Source organism: Lentisphaera marina, from assembly GCF_028745505.1.
Taxonomy (GTDB): Bacteria; Verrucomicrobiota; Lentisphaeria; order Lentisphaerales; family Lentisphaeraceae; genus Lentisphaera; species Lentisphaera marina.
Window position 1 is genome coordinate 294,315 of sequence record NZ_JAQZZL010000001.1, and the last position, 21,711, is coordinate 316,025.

Annotated in this window: 18 protein-coding genes; 12 read left to right on the plus strand and 6 right to left on the minus strand. The window is 42.2% G+C overall.

Features of this window, described 5'->3' with window-relative positions:
• The first annotated feature begins 9 nt into the window (after positions 1-9).
• From PQO01_RS01245 to PQO01_RS01270, 6 genes are all read left to right on the plus strand, one after another.
• A complete protein-coding gene (locus tag PQO01_RS01245) occupies positions 10-1,806 on the plus strand; it encodes an FAD-dependent oxidoreductase (RefSeq protein WP_274312225.1) in 1,797 nt (598 codons plus the stop codon).
• 90 nt (positions 1,807-1,896) lie between these two features.
• Positions 1,897-2,832 (plus strand): DUF4405 domain-containing protein, encoded by a 936-nt coding sequence (locus PQO01_RS01250; RefSeq protein ID WP_274312226.1) that lies wholly within the window; start codon positions 1,897-1,899, stop codon positions 2,830-2,832.
• A 157-nt stretch (positions 2,833-2,989) separates the two neighbouring features.
• Complete coding sequence (locus tag PQO01_RS01255) at positions 2,990-3,619, plus strand: type II secretion system protein (protein ID WP_274312227.1); 630 nt, start codon at positions 2,990-2,992, stop codon at positions 3,617-3,619.
• A gap of 155 nt (positions 3,620-3,774) precedes the next feature.
• The gene (locus PQO01_RS01260; RefSeq protein WP_274312228.1) at positions 3,775-4,926 is read left to right on the plus strand and encodes a serine hydrolase domain-containing protein; all 1,152 of its coding nucleotides are present in this window, start codon (positions 3,775-3,777) and stop codon (positions 4,924-4,926) included.
• A gap of 11 nt (positions 4,927-4,937) precedes the next feature.
• The gene (locus PQO01_RS01265) at positions 4,938-5,696 is read left to right on the plus strand and encodes a sialate O-acetylesterase (RefSeq protein ID WP_274312229.1); all 759 of its coding nucleotides are present in this window, start codon (positions 4,938-4,940) and stop codon (positions 5,694-5,696) included.
• Positions 5,697-5,892: 196 nt separating this feature from the next.
• Entirely contained in the window at positions 5,893-6,219 is a 327-nt protein-coding gene (locus PQO01_RS01270) for a hypothetical protein (RefSeq protein WP_274312230.1), read from the plus strand.
• A 71-nt stretch (positions 6,220-6,290) separates the two neighbouring features.
• On the opposite strand, the gene PQO01_RS01275 is transcribed toward PQO01_RS01270, so the two are convergent.
• From PQO01_RS01275 to PQO01_RS01285, 3 genes are read right to left on the minus strand one after another with little or no spacing between them, the layout of a single operon-like run.
• The gene (locus PQO01_RS01275; RefSeq protein WP_274312231.1) at positions 6,291-7,655 is read right to left on the minus strand and encodes a TRAP transporter large permease; all 1,365 of its coding nucleotides are present in this window, start codon (positions 7,653-7,655) and stop codon (positions 6,291-6,293) included.
• The gene (locus PQO01_RS01280) at positions 7,645-8,151 is read right to left on the minus strand and encodes a TRAP transporter small permease subunit (RefSeq protein ID WP_274312232.1); all 507 of its coding nucleotides are present in this window, start codon (positions 8,149-8,151) and stop codon (positions 7,645-7,647) included. Before PQO01_RS01280 ends, PQO01_RS01275 begins: the two co-directional genes overlap by 11 nt.
• Positions 8,148-9,230: a TRAP transporter substrate-binding protein gene (locus PQO01_RS01285; RefSeq protein WP_420792894.1), complete on the minus strand. Its 1,083-nt coding sequence runs from the start codon at positions 9,228-9,230 to the stop codon at positions 8,148-8,150. Before PQO01_RS01285 ends, PQO01_RS01280 begins: the two co-directional genes overlap by 4 nt.
• Positions 9,231-9,405: 175 nt before the next feature.
• Here PQO01_RS01285 and PQO01_RS01290 point away from each other — a divergent pair, with 175 nt between their 5' ends.
• Positions 9,406-10,038: a hypothetical protein gene (locus PQO01_RS01290; protein ID WP_274312234.1), complete on the plus strand. Its 633-nt coding sequence runs from the start codon at positions 9,406-9,408 to the stop codon at positions 10,036-10,038.
• Between the two features lie 63 nt (positions 10,039-10,101).
• Here PQO01_RS01290 and leuB read toward each other — a convergent pair whose 3' ends face one another.
• From leuB to PQO01_RS01305, 3 genes are read right to left on the minus strand one after another with little or no spacing between them, the layout of a single operon-like run.
• Positions 10,102-11,178 (minus strand): 3-isopropylmalate dehydrogenase, encoded by a 1,077-nt coding sequence (gene leuB / locus PQO01_RS01295; protein WP_274312235.1) that lies wholly within the window; start codon positions 11,176-11,178, stop codon positions 10,102-10,104.
• A 2-nt stretch (positions 11,179-11,180) separates the two neighbouring features.
• Entirely contained in the window at positions 11,181-11,732 is a 552-nt protein-coding gene (locus tag PQO01_RS01300) for a LeuD/DmdB family oxidoreductase small subunit (RefSeq protein WP_274312236.1), read from the minus strand.
• Positions 11,732-13,036 carry a 3-isopropylmalate dehydratase large subunit gene (locus PQO01_RS01305; protein WP_274312237.1) on the minus strand — a complete coding sequence of 435 codons (1,305 nt, stop codon included), beginning with the start codon at positions 13,034-13,036 and terminating at the stop codon, positions 11,732-11,734. The genes PQO01_RS01300 and PQO01_RS01305 overlap by 1 nt, the downstream gene beginning before the upstream one ends.
• A gap of 311 nt (positions 13,037-13,347) precedes the next feature.
• Between PQO01_RS01305 and PQO01_RS01310 the strand changes: the two genes are divergently transcribed.
• From PQO01_RS01310 to PQO01_RS01330, 5 genes are all read left to right on the plus strand, one after another.
• Entirely contained in the window at positions 13,348-13,695 is a 348-nt protein-coding gene (locus PQO01_RS01310) for a helix-turn-helix domain-containing protein (protein ID WP_274312238.1), read from the plus strand.
• Positions 13,696-13,816: 121 nt separating this feature from the next.
• Positions 13,817-16,330 carry a hypothetical protein gene (locus PQO01_RS01315; RefSeq protein ID WP_274312239.1) on the plus strand — a complete coding sequence of 838 codons (2,514 nt, stop codon included), beginning with the start codon at positions 13,817-13,819 and terminating at the stop codon, positions 16,328-16,330.
• A 249-nt stretch (positions 16,331-16,579) separates the two neighbouring features.
• Positions 16,580-18,391: a toprim domain-containing protein gene (locus tag PQO01_RS01320; protein ID WP_274312240.1), complete on the plus strand. Its 1,812-nt coding sequence runs from the start codon at positions 16,580-16,582 to the stop codon at positions 18,389-18,391.
• A 2-nt stretch (positions 18,392-18,393) separates the two neighbouring features.
• Entirely contained in the window at positions 18,394-20,820 is a 2,427-nt protein-coding gene (locus tag PQO01_RS01325) for a DNA topoisomerase IV subunit A (RefSeq protein WP_274312241.1), read from the plus strand.
• On the plus strand, positions 20,820-21,506 hold the full coding sequence (locus tag PQO01_RS01330; RefSeq protein WP_274312242.1) for a hypothetical protein: 687 nt from the start codon (positions 20,820-20,822) through the stop codon (positions 21,504-21,506). The genes PQO01_RS01325 and PQO01_RS01330 overlap by 1 nt, the downstream gene beginning before the upstream one ends.
• Positions 21,507-21,711 lie beyond the last annotated feature (205 nt).

The window sequence follows — 21,711 nt, forward strand, 5'->3', positions numbered from 1 at the left end:
GAATTAAACATGGACAGAAGACAATTTATTCGTATTATTGGTGGAACTTCAATCGTAACGGCGGCCGCTCCGGCCTATGGCTTTAGTAAATCAAAATACTCCACAAAAGGCGTTTTAGTTGAAGCCTGTCAATTCCAAAAAACTGGCGGTTGGGTTCTCGACACTCAGTTCTACCAGCAGATGGGTGGCAACCAACTTCTGGCTCACGGCATGGGCATTCCAGTTGAGGATGCACTCACCAGTGCAAAAATTTCTGAAGCGGGAAAATATTATATCCACGTTCGCACGCGCGATTGGTGTCCAGGTGAATGGGGTGCTCCCGGACAATTTAAAATTTCTATCAATGGACAGAAACTTACACCTACTTTCGGTACTGAACCAGGCTGGGCCTGGCAAAAGGGCGGTAGCGTAGAACTGCCAAAAGGACAAACAAAGATTCAACTTCATGACCTCACTGGTTTCGAAGGTCGCATTGACGCTATTTATCTCTCCAAGGAAGAAAATCCGCAACTGCCCAATAATGCCAAAGACGTGATTGAATGGAAGGATGAAGCCTCGGGTCGCAGTCAGTTGAAAATCGAAGAAAACGATTTCGATCTCGTTGTTGTTGGCGGTGGCATGTCAGGCTGTGGTGCTGCGATTGCCGCAAAAAAAGCTGGCCTCAAAGTAGCCCTCATTCAGGATCGCCCCCTCTTTGGTGGTAATGCCAGTTCAGAAGTTCGTGTTCATACACTTGGAATTAAAGGCAAGAATGAGTCCTTAATTAAACTGATCGATACCAAGCACTGGCCAAATGGTCACGCCGATGCTATAAAAGACCAGGCTAAGCGTGAAAAAAACATGGCTGAGAGTGGTGTTGACCTTTTCCCAAATGAAATGGCTATTGGCCTCAGTAAAACGGGCAAGGCTATCAACTCCGTTGATGTTCGTCACACCAAGACTGGTATCATCACACGCTTTAATGCTCCCGTATTCGTCGATGCCACCGGTGATGGCTGGCTCGGTTTCTGGTCAGGAGCTGAATTCCGCTACGGTCGTGAGGCAGCTTCAGAATTTAATGAGGCCTGGGACAAACACGGTGATCTTTGGAGTCCAAAAGTTGCGGATAACAAAGTCATGGGTACAAGTGTTCTCTGGAATTCACACAAAGGTAAAAAGCCTTCCCGCTTCCCATCTGTACCCTGGACAAAACCCGTAGCGAAAAATTCAGCTAAAATTCAAGGTGAATGGTTCTGGGAATACTCTCATAATGATCTCAACCAAATCGATGATGCCGAGCAAATTCGTGACCACATGTTCCGCGCGATTTACGGCAATTTTGCCAATGCTAAAAAATCTCCAAAACACGCATTACAAGAACTCAAATTTGTGGCTCACATTGGTGGGCGCCGCGAATCACGTCGTATTATGGGCGATCACATCTACAAGATGAGCGATGCCACCAGTGGTAAATATTTTGATGATACGGTAGTAGAAGAAAAACGTGAGTTAGACACACACTTCCAACGCAAAGAAATCGGGGATTCTGCAGACTACCTCTCGAAAGCACTGTTTCATCATACCAAAAAATACTATATTCCCTTCAGAAGCTTTTATTCCAAGGACATCTCTAATCTCATGATGGCTGGCCGTTGCTTCAGTTGTACTCACATTGGCCTCACTGGCCCACGCGTCATGAATACTTGTGCGCAAATGGGGATTGCGACGGGTTATGCCGCTTCTCTTTGCAAGAAATACAAAACAAGTCCACGCGAAGTTGGTAAAAGCCATATCAAAGAACTACGTTCTCTCATCGGCTATTCTTAATCCTTCCTCCTGGTCAAGGACTAGCAAGTCCTTGCGGGGTGCGCGAGGGGCAGAGCTCCCTCGCCATTAATCCATTAGGTATACTCTTAAATGCGCCACTTCGTTAATATCGCTTTACTCCTCTGCTTTGCGACCCTCGCAGTTAGCGGCATCATGTCCTATGCCTTGCCCTTCGACATCGATACCGCACGCGTGCATATTGTTTTCGGTTTGGCCACACTCATTCTCATTGGCCTGCACTTGTTTGGTAAAGGCAAGTACTTCAAAGCTATTTTATCTTCTAAATCGAAACTCTCTGTCCCAAAAAAAAATCTTGCCCTCATTTTTATTGCTTGGCTCGGTTTGCTCTTGGCTTCGATCAAAAATGCGGAGCCCGCAAAATTGATTATATCTCAGAGTTACGAATCACGTCGTGCCCATGAGATTGTGCGCCCCAATCCACTCATTCAATCAATGACTGATAAAAACTCCCATAACACCACCCGTATCAAAGAGTCTAATCAGCAAAAAGCCCTTGCGGTTCACCTCAATTTTAATTCCAAACTAAAAGCCCCTCCGGCACTCGCCATCTGGGCCGAATCTAAAGCCGGAACACTCATCGAAACTTTGTATATCTCACCTGAACTCGCCTATTCCGAGAAAGTCACTTGGAATGGAACTCCGGCTGAACGTCAGGACTTGCTTCCCGTCTGGCGTCATCGCTATACCCTGCTCACGGGTATTGACCCCGATGGTGAGCTCGATCTAGTTAGTGGCGCCACCTCCAACCATAGTTTTTCCCTTGAGAAGTACCTCAAAACTGACGGCGATGAATACGCCTTATTCGTGGAAATTAAAGAGCCAGGCTTTGACTCAGTAATCTACTCCACATACGTCGACCATAGCGAAGAGAAAAAGTTCCGTCTCCTAGAAGTCACCGGAAGTAGTAAACATATCGAAGACACCACTAAAGGCAGTATCAACTACGACACCGAAGTCATTAAAAATCACCCACTTGATCTAGGGTTAATTGAAAGTCTTAACTAAATCTTCACATAAATCACACGAAAGCATATGTGACATTTCGCACAAAATTATTTTTTAATAGTTGTAAACAACTATAAACAATAGACTTAAGATCCTTAAATAAGTATTGGCATGAACTTTTCATATACATCCTTATCTTAAAATTCGGAGACAAAAAATGAAAAAGAAATTCAGCCTAATTGAACTGCTAGTAGTTATTGCTATCATTGGTATTCTCGCAAGCATAATCTTACCAGTACTTGGTAATGCTCGTGAGTCTGCTGTAAGAACCAGTTGTAAAAACAAACTTAAGCAAGCTACTTTTGCCAACATCATGTATGCAGATGATAATAATCAATATATTTTTCCGTCTACTAACGGGACAATCAAATGGAATAAACAACTATTTGAATCTGGTTATTTATCTAAAAGTGGTCTAAAAACAGATAATCACCCATTTCATTGTCCAAGTGGTGTGACATTCCAATGGAATTACGAAACTAATTATTCTATGAATAAAAATTTAACTCTTGCTACAGGCTCTAATAAACCAAAAAGCTTGGCATCTACACATTCTTCTAAAACATTATTCATGATTGATGGTTATAATAAAAGCAATATAATTTGGCCTGCACACTTAAAAGATGTAAATAAAGTTTTGAAAGATACTGCAACAAAACGCATGGCCAGACATGATGGTAAACTCAACATTACTTACATTGATGGACATCTAGAATCACTTGATGGAAATCAAGCGTTAAGCATTGGGAACAACTCAAATAACTCAAGTCAACTTTGGACTCCATAAAAAAAGTAGATCTGTCCCGAAGTGAGAGGCCGCTGCAATGCGGTCTTTTGCTTTTCAACTATATTCAATCAAAGTATTAATTAGAAGTTAGAAATCGTCTTTGGCCTACGTAGTGATTATTGAAAACTCATGATCAACTCAAAGCAAGGCACAACATGAAATTGAATAAAACCTTATTAAGTTCAGTAAATTATTTAATCATATCAGTCAATTTGTTAGCTCAAAGTCTACCTACATTGGATCAGAATTTAGACCAAAAAAATCAATCGAGTAAAGAACAAAAGAAAATTTCTTACTTAAGTTCCGCATACGCAAGCACACGTCCCGCGGATCTAAAAGATGGTATCAAAGTCGGCAGCTGGGATAAAACAGGAGTGGACGAAGCCGTCCAATCTTTCCTCGCCGACGACAAGAAAGGGAAGTACCAAAATTTGGACAGCCTACTGATTCACAAAGACGGCAAACTCATTTTTGAAATGTACAATCGCCGTGGCCGTGTCGATGGGCCACATTACACCATGTCGATCACCAAAACCATGACTTCTGTTTGCCTGGCTAGGGCCATACAACTTGACTTGTTATCTATCAATGATTTAGATCACCCCATCATCGATTTCATGCCCGGAATTGATAGTACAAAAATACAAAAAGGGGTTGAGACCATCACTCTACGCAATGCATTATTCATGAAATCGGGGCTCAGATTCAAAAGTAAAAACATTATGCTTAGCTTAGAAAAAAAGTATCAAAAGCAAGCCTACTTTCAAAAGGTTTTCGAAGCTACTAGTCCCATCACTGAAGCGAGTAAAGAATATAAGTACTCTGGACTCGACGCCACCATGATCATGATGATTATTGATATCAAGACTAATGGTCAGGTCCAAAAATGGATCGAAACTGAAGTCACCAATAAACTCGGCACGGTTTATTGCTGGAATGATAAAACTAATGCTATCCCCGCCTGTGGAGCAGGCAGTAATTTCACCTCCCGCACACTTATCAAAGTGGCTAATTCCATACTTAATGGAGGGCAATTAAATGGCCAGCAGTGGTTATCCCCTGAATACGTAAAACTCATCATGGATAGCAATAAAGGCGAAGGCTACTTTTACTATTTTCATAATCGCCGTAAATTTACCAAAGGTGATAAAGTTAATTTTATTAGTGGCATTGGTGCGGGAGGTCAGTACATGAGTATTTACCCGAATCACAATATGATTATCGTTGCAACCTCACACAATAAAAAAGCAATTGATGCTCCTTTAAAAGCCATTGGCGACCACTTTATTAAACTCTTAGAAAAATAAGGAATCACATCATGAAAATCAGTTCATTAATCATTTGTTTCGTATCCCTTCTCTCCACTTATGCAGAAGAAGGTAAGTACCTCTTTATCCTCTCTGGGCAATCCAACATGCAGGGTATGAACCAGAAATTCACTTTTGAACCACGCGTTAATAAAGAATTCGGTAAAGACAAGGTGCTTATCGTTAAAGAAGCCATTGGTGGGCGTCCGATTCGCATGTGGGTTCACGATTGGAAGCCCGCACCTGATTGGAAAATTGATCCCAATATCCCCAATACAAAAGACCCTAAACCAGCAGAAAATGGCGTCATGTATAAAAGCATGATGAAAAAAATTGAGAAGGCTACCAAAGGACAGAAGCCCAAGGCCATCGCTTTTTGTTGGATGCAGGGCGAGCGCGATTCACGCGAACGTCATTCAGCGGTCTATGAACGTAGCCTAAAAGCCCTTTTCGCTCAACTTAAGGACGATTTCCCCGATACACCCATAGTATTCGTGATTGGTAAGCTCAGTGATTTTGGCAAAGGCAACAAAGAAGCTCTTTATCCCGAGTGGGAAGAAATCATTGCCGCACAAGAAAAAGTCGCTCGCGATACTCCGAACTGTAAAATTATTGAAACTCATGATCTCAATACGGGTGATTCACCGCCACATTGGAAGACTAAAGAAATCCGCAAGTATGTCGATGATCTGCACATGACTGATGAGGGATACAAAATTTTGGGGACACGTTTTGCGGAAGCCGCCATTGAATTACTAAAAAAACAATAATTGCTGATCATAGATAAAAAAACTTTATAATTGCTCAAATAATGACTGCTTTTTCTCCAAAGCCCCGCTTTGCTTACTTGTCAGTCATTAATTTCATAACTTTCTTATGGTCTAATGTAATATTATTGATCTGAAGTTCGATATATTCATAAGCTCCTCATTAGAGGATGAATTTAATAAATAACAAAGGTACCACATGAAAAAAATTCTAAGTCTCCTACTTATCTTACTTATGGCTTCTCCACTTATGGCTGCAGATAAAAAAGCGAAAGCAATTAAGGGTAAAGTTATCAGCATCACTGCTGATGCCATTAAAATTAAAGTTAAAAAAGAAGAAAAAGAATTTAAGATCGACGAGAAAACAAAAATCACTGACAAAGAGGGAAATGCCGTTGCCGCTGCTGATGCTAAGTTTGCTATGGCGATGGTAAAAGCTTCTAAAGCTGACCCTAGCATTGCTGGACAAATCAAAGAGTTTGCTGGCAAAGCTCCAAAGGGAAAGAAAGAAAAGAAGGCTGAGTAAGCTTTCTTCCGGTCCACTTTCAAAAAGTCTCCTAATTCACTTAGGGGACTTTTTTTGTACTCACAGCCTAACTAAGCCGCCAACGAAGGCAAGTAAAGTACGATTGAAGGGAATAAGAAAATGAGTATCAAAATCAAAACCTGAAGAAGAATAAAAGGTATGACCCCCTTGTAGATATGCTTCAGTTCAATTTCCGGTGGTGTCACTCCCTTGAGGTAAAACAAGGCAAAGCCTACTGGAGGAGTTAAAAAGGAAGTCTGTAGGGTAACTGCTACGAGTATGGCAAACCAAATTAATTCGGCCTGCTCTAATCCGTGTCCAGGCATTTCTAAACCCATCGCGGAAATAATTGGTGCAACAATGGGAATCATCACTAGAGTAATTTCGATCCAATCCAAGAAAAAGCCCAAAAGAAAAATCATTGCGAGAATCGCTAAAATAATGCCCGTATGGCCGAAGGGTAAGGCCATAATATTTTCACGAATAATTTCATCACCTTCAAGTTCTTTTAGGGTCAAAGAAAAACAGGCGGCCCCAATGAGAATCGCCATGATAAAACTCGTTGTTTTCCCCGTTTCCATCACACTCAGACGCAAAGTTTTATAGTCCAGTTTCTTACTCGTAAAGGCCAAAACTAAGGCACCGAAAGCTCCCAGACCACTCGCCTCAGTAGGTGTGGCAATACCAAAGAAAATGGAACCTAAAACTAAGATCATGAGTAGCATTGGAGGGATTATCGCGAGAAAAAGTTTTTTTAGGTCTCCCTTCTCTAAGGGCACGACGCTTGCACGATCAACTTTTTGAGCTTTAAAGAAAATGTAGATGCAATAAGATGCAGTCAATAAAAGACCAGGAATAACTGCGGCGTGAAAGAGATCACCCACCGAAACACCCGTTTGACCCGCCAATAAAATCAGCATTATACTCGGGGGGATTAGAATCCCCAAACAGCCTGCCGAGCACACGGTTCCACAGGCAAGTTCTTTACTGTAGCCATTTTTCAACATGGTCGGGATCGACATCATGGCAAGTAAGACAACCGAAGCCCCTATAATACCTGTCGAAGCAGCCAAAAGTAAACCTATTAAGGTAACCGCGAGAGCGAGGCCACCACGTACAGAGCTAAAAATCTTTTGGAAGGACTCCATCAGGTTTTCTGCTAAGCCCGATTTCTCCAACATAATACCCATAAAAACAAACATCGGCAAGGCCACGAGTAGACTGCTCGACATCAAGGAATAGACGCGATTAACGAGCAGGCCCAAGTTATTAAAATCCGCAAAGAAATTGGTCTCGAAATACTTATTGCAGATAACGCAAAGGGCCGTGGTCAACATTCCCGTCCCTGCAATTGCGAAGGCAATGCGCACACCGAGAAAAATAAATAAGAGTAGGATGCCAAACATGGCTATGAGCATTAATTCTTCAGGATACATTTTTAGCTCGCAAAGAATCGATTACACGTAAAATTTTTGCGACTGCCGCGAAATTAATCAGTAAACAAGCCAAAGGAATCAAAGCCTTAATCAAGCAACGGTATGGTAAGCCTCCTGGAGAACTCGACATTTCACTTACTGCGTAGGAACGTTCTACATAACTTATACTATATAATAAAATCAATGAAAAGAAGGGAATCACACAGAGTCCCATTGTGACCAACTCAACAATCCCTTGCCATTTTTTTGTGAATTTTGCAAAGAGTATATCGGCCCTTACATGGCTCCCTTCAACTATTGCATAGGCCACTCCAGTGAACATCGCCAAGGCAAAAAGGTGCCATTGTAGCTCTTCCAATGAAGCCCAAGTAAAATTGAAGACATAGCGCGCCACTACCTGGAAAACAATTAGAAAAATGAGTAGAAAATTGGCCCACAAGCAGCATTCGCAAAACTTCTTGAGAGCGTTTTCAATCCAATTGGCAAATTTGCTCATTTCCGTTTCCGAGGTAAATAAGCATTATCTTCCCAAAGAGCATAATTTTTTCGGAACTGCGATAAGTCGGTCCAAACTTCATTAAAAAACTGATCTTTTGATGATTCTTCTTGTACAACTTCCTTCCAAGCTTGTTCATAAGCATGCAACATGGCATCATCCCAGCGCTTGATATTCACATCATATTTTTCCACATTATCGCGCATTACCTGAAATTGACTACCTTCTCCCTGAGCTAATGAATTCATCAAACTCTCGTTACAAGCCATTTCGATGAGGGCTTTTTGCGACTCTGGCAACTGATTCCATTTATCCTTATTGATGATCAATTCTAGCAAAGTGGATTGCTGGTGCCAACCAGGGAAATAATTATATTTAGCAATTTTATAGAGACCAATCTTTTTATCAATCACGGGCATAGAAAATTCGGTCGCATCGATCACGCCCTTCTCCATCGCAGGATAAATTTCTCCTCCGCCTAAAAGCATGGTGGACACATCCATTTTTTCCATGACACGAGCACCCAAGCCAAAAAACCTCATCTTGAGTCCTTTTAAGTCGTCTGGATTATTGATTTCTTTTTTAAACCAACCCGAGGTCTCAGGGGGTAAAACTGTGCATAAAAGGACTTTCACATTATAGCCAGCATCATCGTACATGCGTTGATAAAGCTTCATGCCATTGCCCTGCTTCATCCACGCTAAATAAGGCCCTGCTTCGGGGCCAAAAGGCACCGAAGAAAAAAGAGGTCCTGCAGGAAGTTTCCCCGCCCAAAAACCCGCTGAACCATAACCCGCATCAACTTTTCCTGAACTAACAGCTTCCAAAATCGCCTGTAAACCACCGACATCTTGTGGCTCCATGAGGCGCACCGTGATCGCACCCCCACTCGAAAGCTCCAAACGATCTGCCATGATTTTTACTGAATCGCCTAAAATTGGTAAAGCACTATTATATGAAGAAGCGATTTTGAGACGTGTTTTCACGCCTCCATGCGCCGCTTCTTTTTTGCGACGAACGCAAGCACCAAAGCTGAGGCTCAGCACTATAAATACAAGAATTAACTTTTTCATTCTCATCCCATTTAACACTTAATTATCAACGCTAAACACAATGCGTGAAGTCATAAAATCTGCAAGCCCTTGATAATAGTGACTAAGCTCATTAAGTAGTTGAAATTTACTTTACAGAGCCATTTAAACGTACTTTATTGAAGCTCAGTTATAAATACAACTAACCCCCTCTCAGGTGTCTATGAAAAAATTTCTTTTTATCTTTACAGGCTTAATCCTAACTTACTTTGTCCTAACAGATTCAAGTTCACCCTTAAATATTAGTTCGAACCGCGCTCCTCACCCTGGGGCAGTCGAACAGGAACCTCAACAGGTCCAAATCACTACGCCAAGTAAAATTAAGATGGGGGCTTACACAATTCATGAGCTCGCTAAGTTTCGCATTCGCGCCCGTATACTCTCGAAAACTAATTATCACATGGGTCGAGAAACCGACCTCTCGCCCACTGACTTGGCCTTGGGTTGGCAAAAAATGTCGGATCTAAAAGTTTTGGATAAAATATCCATCAGTCAATCTGGGCGATGGTATTATTGGCGAACCTCCAACTTTCCCATCCCACGCCGTGACATCGAAACGATGAGTGCCAATATGCACCTCATCCCTGCTAACGATGCCATTGAAGATCAAATTGAGGAAACTCAGGAAGGCGATATCATCGAAATCACTGGCAGCTTAGTGAAAGTCACTTCAAACACAGATAATTGGAACTGGAAAAGCTCACTCACACGTAGTGACACGGGCAATGGAGCCTGTGAAGTCATCCTCGTTAAAGAACTTAAAATAACGGGGACCAATGAAGCTCAAGTACGCTAAAAATAAAAAGCTCCGTGGCCGAGGCCACGGAGCTTTTTAAAGACTTGTTGGTAAGCTTAGAGCTTAGAGCTTAGACGCTACAAGTGCACCCATTTCAGAACATGATAGACATTCTTTGCCGTCTTCCATGATATCTGCAGTGCGGTAGCCCTCAGCGAGAACTTTTGCTACTGTGTCTTCAATGAGATCAGCTTCAGTATCGAGATCGAAGCTATAGCGAAGCATCATTGAAACAGAAAGGATTGTTGCAAGTGGGTTAGCTTTGCCAGTACCAGTGATATCTGGAGCAGAACCGTGAATTGGCTCATAAAGGCTTACTTTGCCATCGCCAATTGATGCTGAAGGAAGCATGCCAATTGAACCAGTGATCATTGATGCTTCATCAGAAATGATATCGCCGAAAAGGTTACCTGTCACGATTGTGTCGAATTGACCTGGGTTGCGAACGAGCTGCATTGCTGCGTTATCAACATACATTGTGTGGTAATCCACGTCAGTGTAGTCTTTTGCAACTTCTTCAGCAACTTCGTTCCAAAGCTGAGATACGTCAAGAACGTTAGCTTTCTCTACTGAGTGAAGCTTGTTACCGCGCTTGCGAGCGATTTCGAAAGCAAGCTTTACAATGCGCTTAACTTCTGACTCTTTGTAAACCATTGTGTTATAAGCATAGCGCTCGCCATTCTCGTCAACGCCTTCACCACGTGGCTCACCGAAGTAGATACCACCGATAAGTTCACGAACAACCATGATGTCGAGACCATCGCCAATCACTGAATCTTTGAGGAAAGAAGCGTCTTTGAGCTCTTCCCAGAGTTTTGCAGGACGTAGGTTTGCGTAAAGACCAAGAGCCTTACGAATACCAAGAAGACCACGCTCAGGACGGATTGACTTGTCAATTTTATCCCATTTAGGCCCGCCGATAGCGCCCATAAGTACAGCATCAGAAGCGAGACACTTGTCGATTGTATCTTGTGTAAGAGGTGTGTTGTGAGCATCGATAGATGCGCCACCAATGATTGCCTCGTCGAGTGTTAAGTTGTGACCAAATTTCTCACATACTTTTTCGAGGACTACTACAGCTTGTTCGATGATCTCGGGTCCGATACCATCACCAGGTAATACACAGATTTTTAAATCCATTATTATTCTCCCATCTGCTTAGCGTATTTGAAAACGTCACCAGCTTCCATAATGGCTTTAATATCACCAAGTGGATTGAGATCGTATTCTTTACCTGAAGTCAGATTCTTTAGTTTATTAATTTCAAGATCGATTTCGAGTTCGTCACCAGTAGCAACTTCCTCATTGATTTTTACGGGTGTCTCAGAAGGAACGAGGTAGCCACCATTTACACTATTACGGAAGTAGATACGTGCGAAAGATTGAGCAACTACGATTTCTGCGCCAGCTTCTGCGAGTGCAAAAGGAGCGTGTTCACGTGATGAGCCACAACCAAAGTTTTCACCAGCAATAATGATATTGTAATCAGATTTATAACCTTCGCTTACATAGCGAATATCGCCACCGGGGTAACCTGACTCGCCTTCGGGTACACCGAAGAGAGCGAATTTACCAAAGTATTTCTTCTCTTCTTCGTTTGAAGGGTCGTAAGAAAGATATTTTGCAGGGATAATTTGATCCGTATCAATATTATCTCCAAGAACAAATGCTTTACCTTTGATGAGTGAATTCATTATTTTGACTCCAAGTATTCATCAGGTTGAGTAATAACACCAGTTAAGGCACTTGCCGCAGCAACATAAGGTGATGCGAGGTAAACTTGTGCTTGCATAGAACCCATACGACCTGGGAAGTTACGGTTAGTGGTAGAAACAACAATCTCATTGCTATTAGCACGACCGAAAGTATCTTCTGGTCCACCGAGACATGCTGCACAACCTGGAGGGCCGATTCGGCAGCCCGCTTCAAGAAAGATTTCCATGTAGGTCTTATCTTTGTATTTAAGTGTGCGAAGATCTTTTTCTACGAAAGTTGTTGAAGGCACCACAAAAGTATCCATCGCAACTTTCTGACCATACATAACTTCTGCGGCAGCCGCGAAGTCTTCTGTTTTACCACCAGTACAAGAACCGATATAAGCACGTGTTAATTCAGTACCTTTAATCTCGCTAACGCCTTTGCGCTTATCGGGAGCAGAAGGAATCGCTACTGTTGGTTCAAGCTCACTGCAGTTGATCACATAAACGTCTTTGTAGTCTGCATCAGCATCAGCTTTAAATAAAGTGTACGGAACATCTGTACGCTCTTTCACGTAAGCTTCAACTTTTGCGTCAGCCGCAATTACGCCGTTCTTACCGCCAGCTTCAATTGCCATGTTGCAAATAGTCATACGCTCTTCGATTGAGAGCTCATCGATAACTGGGCCTTCGAATTCCATTGCACAGTAAGTCGCGCCAGAGAAACCGATCTCACCAATCATGTGAAGAATGAGGTCTTTTGCCATCATTGTCTTAGGGAGCTTACCTTCGAGGACAAACTTAATTGTCTCTGGAACTTTTAACCAAGTTCTACCTGTTCCCATTGTGAAAGCAGCATCAGTATTACCAATACCTGTTGCAAAAGCACCAAGTGCACCATGCGTACATGTGTGTGAATCTGTCCCAAGAATGATTTCACCAGGACGAACGTGACCTTTTTCAGGAAGAGTTACGTGGCAAACACCCATATACGTGTCTGTACCTGGTTGGTAGTAGTGAGGAAGCTCCTGCTCTTTGGCAAAATCCGTTAGGATATCGATATTACGGAGAGCACGTTTATCTTCCGTGAAGATGTAGTGATCAGGAATAATCACAACGTTTTCTTTGTCGAAAACTTTGGCATCAGCACCAAATTTATCTTTGAAGATACCAATTGTACCAGGTCCACAAACGTCGTGAGTCATTAGAACATTGACGTTCACCCAGACATTCTCACCAGCTTTTACAGAGTCACGCCCTGCAGCATTGGCAATAATTTTTTCAGTTAAGGTCATTCCCATGAGGAAGTCTCCATTGTTTTTTAATAAAAATCTCTCATGTCCTAAAAATATTGAATTTTTACTGACATAAATAATAGCCCATAGTTTTAGCACAAGCACATAAAAAAGCAACTCGAATATCTGCTCCAAAAGCCATATTGAATTCTTATCTAAAGACTTTTAAATCAATGTCCTAATCCGAAAACTCAGCAAGACTTGATAAATCTTTGATTAAAATGCCTATTTGTTTTCATCATCTCACAATTTTTTTCTTGGTTTTAATCTTTTAAAGCCATAGCTTTTTAAACTAGGATGTGTCAGAAGGAGTCAAAATGAAAACATACGATTGGTCAGAGTTAGTTAGCGATATCATTGGGCATTTGCATATAACCCAATCACAACTCGCAGAAAAATGCATGGTAACCCAACAGTCTATTTCCAACTGGAAGAAGGGTTCGCGTAAGCCGGGAGTCTATGCTCAAGAAAAAATCTTTTCACTTTGCCAAGAGGCAAACTTAGAATTGAGTAATTATGTCGAGATCCACAATTGGGAGGAACTCGACCCCAAAGACATGATACGTTCATGTCTCAAAGGACTGCATAAAGATCAGCAAAAAATTGCCCTGCACATGCTCTTAACCCTCACAGAAGATTTCCGTCAGCAAAATCTGATGGAATAAGCTCGCTTAGAAAGCTCCTTTCATCACCCTATTGATAAAATCAATGAGGGGTATAACAATAATTCATTGCATATATGGGCATTGAGTCGCTACAGTCCATGAATCACATAGAGGAGTCCTTATGAATAAATTAATATCACTTTGCTTACTACTAAGTTTCACAGTTCTTGCTGAAAGTAAAAACGAACTCAATTGCTACATTTCACCTACTGAGGAGTTCGCTCTAGTAGAAATAAAACAAGCTAATTATTATGGCAAGGTAGCTATTCGCCCAAACAAAAAACACCCATTGCTCTACCCTGTATTCATTAAAAATGGCAAAGAAATTCATTGCCTAGCTTTGAGTCGCAAAGAATTTATTCCAAATGTAAAAGAAGACTTCCCTTGGAGCCTAACACAAAACCCTAAAAACAATAAACAAAATCGCCAGAAGATCACCGACAAGCAACAATATGAAAAAATACACCAAATTTGGCAAGAACAATTTCGCAACAACCTTAATTCACGGGCAAAACTCTACGAAGATTCCGAACTAGAATACCTACTGCACCTTAAATTTTTCAAAACTCCCATTACAGGCTCATATAAATCCTGGAAAAACGATAAGCTAAGTAATTTAATCTGGAGTTTTAGCGGTTTACAGGACATTCGTTACGCCATCCCTTTAAATAAAACGACACCACTAAAAAATCACGAGTATACAGAGCTCCCTCCAAAAGCCATTTCCCTACCTCAGGTTAACAACAATGTACCTGAAGCGAAAGCTGAGCAATATCCCTTAGCCTGTTTAACGCCACGCAGCTGTTACTATTGGGAATTTTCGAGCCTCGAAGAAATGAAGCAGCTTATCCAGCAAAGTTCAGATTTATTTAATCAATGGTCACCGGGGACTTATCCAAAGACTTTTCAACAAGCACTAGATCAAATCTTTAAAGACATGAACATTCAGCTCGACACATTAAAATCAGAAGAGCACGGTCGCATTGCCATTGCTGGTTGGGATCCCTTTTTCCAATCCGGTACAAGCTTATTGATTATCAGCGAGAAAGCCCCTTTAAGTGACAACCAAGCTTTTTCTTTTAGTTCAAATTGGGGTCATGCGACCAGTAACAGCCTCAAACTTCTCAACATGGCAAAGTCAGCTTTCCTCAAGAAAAAAAGCCTTTATCACGATAGCAACTTCATTCATGCACGTGCAAAAATCCCCAAGGATGAAACTGAACGTCTTTACTTTTACCTCAGTGACTATTGCCTCAGCAACTTCCTTTCTCCTCGTTGGCAAATCCTCAACAAGCGCCTAATTCAGTGTGATGCCCGTATTCGACTTGCCACTTTATTACGTCTTGTAGAAAAAAAGGAACAGGGACTCAAAGAACTACCTAGCTTAAACGCCCTCGAAGAACAGTACAAAAACCATCCACAAATCACCTATTTACTTAAAGATTTGATACTTGATAAACGAAATGATTCCATCGTTCACCGCGAACTAGGAGGGCTTTATCAGCACCCTGCCATAGATCAAATCAAGTTTGATAAAGTTTCGCCAGTAGAGAAAAAATTCTATGATAACTTTGCCCAAATGTACATGCGTAATTGGCGAGCTATGGACCCTATTGCTTGGCAACTAAATCAAGAAAAAAACACTTTTAAGAGCCGGCTCTACATATCCCCTATTAGTAGACTTTCCGATTTTCGAGAAATTTCGCAAGTAGTTCTAGCCGAAAAGCAAAAACATCAACTTAGAGAAATACCACAAACGGCAGCAGGCATAAGCCTAATTTTTCAAACCCAACTCATGGCACCATTCGTCAGAAAGAAAATCCCACAACAGATACAAGTTTCGGCACGCAGCTACGACTTTGCTCCACGTGTCAATTCACTACAAGCCATCCACAAAAAGGATACAGGACTGGATCCATGGTCTTATATTCGCACCCCCGCCCTCATCGAAATCCCTACTTTAATTGCTCAATTAGGTTTAACTATGTCGAACTCACAGATCCAAGACTGTGAATACAAAGGGCTTCGCGAACTAAACCTAAGATCCAATGATTGGCTTCATCGCATTTTTACTCATACGGGTGATCAAGGCTACACTCGTGTTAGTTTACACCCAAGCATCCTGCAGAATGCCACTACTCAAATGGGTGAGCTTAAAGAAACGACTATCCCGTCAGACATCTATGCTTACCTAGATTTTAAGAAAGCTTACCTAATGCACCGCTTTCTCTTAATTGAGGCCGCCAAAAACCGTATTTACGCACATTGGCGCCGTCATCAACGCCTGCGCTGGATTGAACAACAACTCGGTAATGATTTTGTCCAAAAAAATCTTTTCCCACTACCACAGCAGGCTTATAAAGGAGCCTATTTCAACCTTCCTGAACCCGATTCAGATTTCAAGTCATATTACCGCAGCATTGGTCCCTCGTCCTACACCAAACATCTCCCCCCCGTACTCAAACGCTTAGACAAGCTTGAACAATTCATCTCAGTAGAGCCTAATGCCTTATTCTTTGAAACTCATCTCAAGCTCAAAGATAAACCCGCTGCGACGAAGCCTCTACAGGCTCCCGCCGTTGTCAATCCACAAAATGCACAAAGTGACGGCGTTTTGGATTTCGATAGCGAATGAATATCAAAAGGCAGTTCTAACCAGGCATTAAATGAGGGGCATTTTACCTCACAGAAGATTCCCGTCAGCTAAACTCATTAGTAAGTGACTTATTGTAAGTCAAAATTTGACATTGCTCGTCTTCGACACCCCATGCCCTTAATAAAAGCTAAGCAAAGAGGAAAAGCTTCTGAGCTCAAATTGACAAAGAAAAAGCACCATCTTATATTCCTAGATATTACTTGATCCACAAAACACACGGGAATGTCAATGGCCGATAAGAAATCTCCTGCCGAGTACGACGAAAGCAAGATCCAAACACTTGACCCTTTAGAGCACATCCGCAAAAGACCGGGTATGTACATCGGGCGCCTCGGCAACGGCACCAATCAAAATGATGGCATTTACGTCCTACTGAAAGAAGTCGTCGATAACTGTATCGATGAATTCATCATGAATCACGGATCAAAAATCATTATCAAAATCGACATTGAAGCCGGCACTTTTTACACACGTGACTTTGGTCGAGGCATCCCTCTTGGTTCTGTAGTAGACTGTGTTTCAAAAATGAATACCGGGGGTAAATACGAAGGCAATACTTTCGAATTTTCTGTTGGTCTCAATGGGGTAGGTACCAAAGCAGTTAATGCCCTTTCAGCTTTCTTTCGAGTCAAATCCTTTCGCGATGGCAAATTCAAAGAAGCTTATTTCGAAGAGGGTATACTAGTCAGAGAGAACGAAGGCTCCACCGAGGAAGAAAATGGTACCGAAGTCGAATTTTCTCCCTCTCGCGAAATTTTCCCAAAATTCAAAATCGATCTTGGTTTTATTGAACGGCGTATGTGGGGCTATGCTTACCTCAACCGCGGATTGAGCCTTCAGCTCAATGGGCAAAAATTTTATTCTCGCAATGGTCTACGTGACTTTATTGAAAAAGAAATCAATGACGAAAAGCTCTATGATGTCATCTATCACCGTGACAACACCATCGAATTTGGTTTTTGTCACACCCCGAACTACGGTGAAAACTATTACTCATACGTCAATGGTCAATACACCAATGATGGTGGCACTCACCAACAAGCCTTTCGCGAAGGCATCCTCAAGGGCGTCAATGATTACGCTGGCAAAAACTTTGATGGTTCAGATGTAAGAGATGGCCTCTTTGGCGCCGTTGCCGTCAAAATCAAAGAACCGATTTTTGAATCTCAAACCAAAAACAAATTGGGCAATACCGAGATCCGCTCCGAAGTCGTCAGTAAAGTAAAAACTTTTTTAACTGACTTCCTTCACAAAAATAAAACTATTGCTGATCGTCTTTTAGAGAAAATCACTCTCAATGAGAAGATGCGCAAAAACATTACTGATCTAAAGAAGCTCGCTAAAGACAAGCAGAAAAAAGCCTCTTTCAAGATCCCTAAGCTACGCGACTGCAAACATCATCTCAACGACAAGTCGACCTTGGGCGAAGAATCGATGATTTTCATCACTGAAGGTGACTCGGCCACGGGCTCGATGATTTCCTGCCGTGACGTTCTAACGCAAGCCCTTTTCCCACTGCGAGGCAAACCAAAAAATAGCCACAACATGAAACGAGAATTCGTCTACAAAAACGAAGAACTCTATTTCATGATGAAAGCCATCAATATCGAAGATAGCCTCGATGACCTGCGCTACGCAAAAGTTATTATTGCAACGGATGCCGACCAAGATGGTCTTCATATCCGAAATTTACTGCTCACTTATTTCCTCACTTTTTTCGAGGGTCTCGTCACCAATGGTCACCTCTACATTCTAGAAACTCCAATTTACCGTGTTCGCAATAAGAAAGAAACTGTCTATTGCTACGATGAAGAAGAGAAAGATGAAGCCGTTGCAAAACTCGGTCGCGGCCACGAAATAACTCGATTTAAAGGACTTGGTGAAATTTCTCCCAACGAATTTGGTCAATTTATTGGTGACGACATGCGCATCATCCAAGTGAACATCGAAAAAATGAGTGACATACCGCATGTCTTGGACTTTTTCATGGGCAGTAACACTGGCGATCGCAAACAATTTATTATGGATAACTTGGCTTAATCATGGAAACTGACGACACAGCAGACATCATCAACCCAAACCCCGAGCAGTATGATCCCCTAGCTGCAAAAATTGGCTTTCACCCCTTTTCTACGCACCTGAACCGCATGATGACGGGCAACTTCATCGATTATGCCTCCTATGTAATTAAGGATCGTGCCATCCCAGATGTGGATGATGGCCTCAAGCCCGTTCAGCGCCGCATACTCCACACACTATTTAAGGCTGACGATGGTAAATTTCACAAAGTTGCCAATATCGTTGGTGCCTGCATGGCCTACCACCCTCACGGCGACAGCTCCATTTATGGTGCATTAGTTACGGTAGCCAACAAAGAGTACTTCATTGAGAAACAGGGGAACTTTGGTAACATCCTCACCGGCGACAATGCTTCCGCAGCACGTTATATCGAATGTCGTCTTTCCCCCCTAGCGAGAGAGACGCTATTCAATCCAGAGACCACTGAATTTGTCGATAGCTATGACGGCCGAAACAAAGAACCCGTTTGTCTTCCTGCCAAAGTCCCCGCCCTACTCATGATGGGTACCGAGGGTATCGCTGTTGGTATGGCAACCCGTATTCTACCACACAATTTCAACGAACTTCTCAAAGCCCAAATCAAAATCCTTCGCGGTCAAAGGTTCGAGATATACCCCGACTTCCTATGCGGTGGCATCATGGATGTTTCCCAATATGATTTTGGCCGTGGCAAAGTCACTGTTCGCGCCAAAATTGACGTCCTCAACAACAAAACTTTGGTTATCAAAGAAGTTGCTCCTGGCACCACAACTGAGTCCCTGATGTCTTCTATCGAAGACGCCGCCAAAAATGGTAAAATTAAAATTGCTTCGATCCAGGACTACACGGCAGAAAACGTAGAAATCGAGATCAATCTACCGCGTGGTGTACAATCAGACTGGGCCCTCAACGCCCTCTACGCCTTTACCCAATGCGAAGTCAGCCTGAGCCCCAACATAACTGTGATTCAAAAGGGACGTCCAAAGGAAATTCACGTCGGCGAAGTCTTGCATCACAACACTCAAACACTCGTCAATATGCTGCGCTGGGAATTGCTCAATGAGCAGAATAAACTCAACGAGAAATATCACGATCGTACCCTTGAGCGCATTTTTATTGAAGAACGCATCTATAAAAAAATCGAAGAATGCACCAGCCAAGCAGATGTTTTTGAAGCTGTTCGCAGCGGCTTAAACCCCTTCCTTGACCAACTTAGACGCGATGTGTCTGATGAAGATATTGAACGTTTATTACGCATCCCTATTCGTCGTATTTCACTCTTTGATATCAACAAGAATAACAAAGAATTAGAAGAAATCCTCAAGGCCCTTAAGGAAGTTGCATACAACCTCGAGCACCTCAAAGATTACACTATTAACTTTATCAAGAATTTAATCTCCAAATACGGCAAGAAATATCCTCGCCTCACTGAGATCAAGAGCATAGAAAAAGTGGATGCTAAAGAAATTGCCGTCGCCAACGTCAAACTCGGCTACGACAAAGTTGGTGGCTATATTGGCACACAGATCAACAACGGCAACTATATCAAATGTACTGAATTTGATCGTATCATTATTGTAACTAAAGATGGTAAATTTAAAGTCACCAATATTTCTGACAAACTTTTTGTCGGGCGCTTTAGTGAGATTTTTGTCGTTGATAAAGAGCAAATTTACTCAGTGATTTATACTGATAAGAAAAGCGGCATCTCCTATCATAAACGCTGCATGATCAACAAATTCATCCTCGACAAAGAGTACCTGCTCTTCCCTAAAGGTAACAAGCTAGAAATAATGGACACCAATTACGGCATTGTCCTCGATTGTCACCTGGAAGATACCTCGCGCTCAAAAGACGTCACTGCCGAACTTATTTTTGATGATGTCCCCATTCGTTCTGCAACGGCGAAAGGCTTCAAGACGGCTTCACGCCCCATAACAAAATTCCTCAAAAAGAAACGTGGCTCAGAAAGTAAAACTCAAGTCGAAGAGGAAGAAGCTCAAGTTGAGGCGGAAAACGCTGAAGAAGAAGCCAAAAACAAATTCACTTGGAAGGCACCAAAAATCAACTTCACTCAAGATGAAGTCGAAGAAGCCGCCGCCGAAAGTGCCAAACTTAAAGCTGCTGAACTCGAGCAACTCGAAGCCAAACGGATTGCGACTTCCGCAAAATTTGCCAAGTCCGTAAAAACTGAAGCTCCAAGCGAAACCATTGCTGAAGAAACTCCTACTCCAGCGGAAACTAAAGAGGCTCCGCAAGAAGATGATTCAACAGAGACTGAAGACGTAGAAAAAGTCGAAGAGACGAAAGAAGAACCCGCACCAAAGACTAATACAGACGTCATGGGCGATGCCCCCACACCTTTTATTCGTAAAATTGACCCTGATTCAACCTTCACGCTGGAACCTTAATGTATCGTCAGCTCAACTTTCAGAAAACCCACCTCACCCTGCAATGCCTGAAGCAACGTATTACTGAGCGCTTTCCAAAATCCAGCCTAGTTGAAGTTTGTGCTGAACTCGAAGCCCTTTCATCAGAGACCGAAGAGAAAGCCAAACATATCGCAGAGCCAAACACCACCCTGCGGACAATCATTGGCTTTACCATTGTTTCGGCACTCATCCTTATTGGTGTTAGCATCAGCATGATGGAATTTAAACCGCAAAAAATCGCCATTCAGGAAATGCTACCACTTATAGATGCCGTCCTCAACGAAATTATTATTTTTGGTGCCGCCATCTTTTTTCTCGTCACTCTGGAGGCCAGAATCAAGCGTGCTAAAGCCCTCAAAGCCCTTCATGAGTTTCGAGCCATAGCACACGTCATTGACATGCATCAACTCACAAAGGACAACGAAGATCAAGCCAATAACACCGCATCTTCCCCCCTACGCAGCATGAGCAACTACGAGCTCAGCCGTTACCTAGATTACTGCTCAGAAATGCTTTCTCTCACAGGTAAACTCGCCGCCTATTATGCGCAAAACATGCCCGACGCCGAAGTTCTCTCGGCCGTTAATGATGTAGAAGATCTATGCAATAGCTTCGCTCGTAAGATCTGGCAAAAAATCATGATCATTAAGCAACAAGAATCCTGATCCCCACCTAATTTAGTCATTCTCACAGCGTGTAAATTCAGCCTAAGTTTTCTTTATGGCCTACTGCTATTCGACTGTAAACTACAGCAAATACTTAGACTAGTATAAAAAAGTTTATAAAAAATTCATTTTAAGCGCAAGATCCACAAGAACTTGCGTAGTTAATATATAAGAAGTCCTGAATTTCAATCAAACCAAAGGAACA

Excerpts from the sequence above, each read along its gene's own strand:
- PQO01_RS01260 (WP_274312228.1), top strand. The coding sequence starts at position 3,775 with ATGAAATTGAATAAAACCTTATTAAGTTCAGTAAATTATTTAATCATA.
- PQO01_RS01320 (WP_274312240.1), top strand. The coding sequence starts at position 16,580 with ATGGCCGATAAGAAATCTCCTGCCGAGTACGACGAAAGCAAGATCCAA.
- PQO01_RS01285 (WP_420792894.1), bottom strand. The coding sequence starts at position 9,230 with ATGAGAATGAAAAAGTTAATTCTTGTATTTATAGTGCTGAGCCTCAGC.
- PQO01_RS01275 (WP_274312231.1), bottom strand. The coding sequence starts at position 7,655 with ATGTATCCTGAAGAATTAATGCTCATAGCCATGTTTGGCATCCTACTC.
- PQO01_RS01245 (WP_274312225.1), top strand. The coding sequence starts at position 10 with ATGGACAGAAGACAATTTATTCGTATTATTGGTGGAACTTCAATCGTA.
- PQO01_RS01330 (WP_274312242.1), top strand. The coding sequence starts at position 20,820 with ATGTATCGTCAGCTCAACTTTCAGAAAACCCACCTCACCCTGCAATGC.
- PQO01_RS01290 (WP_274312234.1), top strand. The coding sequence starts at position 9,406 with ATGAAAAAATTTCTTTTTATCTTTACAGGCTTAATCCTAACTTACTTT.
- leuB (WP_274312235.1), bottom strand. The coding sequence starts at position 11,178 with ATGGATTTAAAAATCTGTGTATTACCTGGTGATGGTATCGGACCCGAG.
- PQO01_RS01270 (WP_274312230.1), top strand. The coding sequence starts at position 5,893 with ATGAAAAAAATTCTAAGTCTCCTACTTATCTTACTTATGGCTTCTCCA.
- PQO01_RS01305 (WP_274312237.1), bottom strand. The coding sequence starts at position 13,036 with ATGGGAATGACCTTAACTGAAAAAATTATTGCCAATGCTGCAGGGCGT.
- PQO01_RS01310 (WP_274312238.1), top strand. The coding sequence starts at position 13,348 with ATGAAAACATACGATTGGTCAGAGTTAGTTAGCGATATCATTGGGCAT.
- PQO01_RS01265 (WP_274312229.1), top strand. The coding sequence starts at position 4,938 with ATGAAAATCAGTTCATTAATCATTTGTTTCGTATCCCTTCTCTCCACT.
- PQO01_RS01315 (WP_274312239.1), top strand. The coding sequence starts at position 13,817 with ATGAATAAATTAATATCACTTTGCTTACTACTAAGTTTCACAGTTCTT.
- PQO01_RS01280 (WP_274312232.1), bottom strand. The coding sequence starts at position 8,151 with ATGAGCAAATTTGCCAATTGGATTGAAAACGCTCTCAAGAAGTTTTGC.
- PQO01_RS01300 (WP_274312236.1), bottom strand. The coding sequence starts at position 11,732 with ATGAATTCACTCATCAAAGGTAAAGCATTTGTTCTTGGAGATAATATT.
- PQO01_RS01325 (WP_274312241.1), top strand. The coding sequence starts at position 18,394 with ATGGAAACTGACGACACAGCAGACATCATCAACCCAAACCCCGAGCAG.
- PQO01_RS01250 (WP_274312226.1), top strand. The coding sequence starts at position 1,897 with ATGCGCCACTTCGTTAATATCGCTTTACTCCTCTGCTTTGCGACCCTC.
- PQO01_RS01255 (WP_274312227.1), top strand. The coding sequence starts at position 2,990 with ATGAAAAAGAAATTCAGCCTAATTGAACTGCTAGTAGTTATTGCTATC.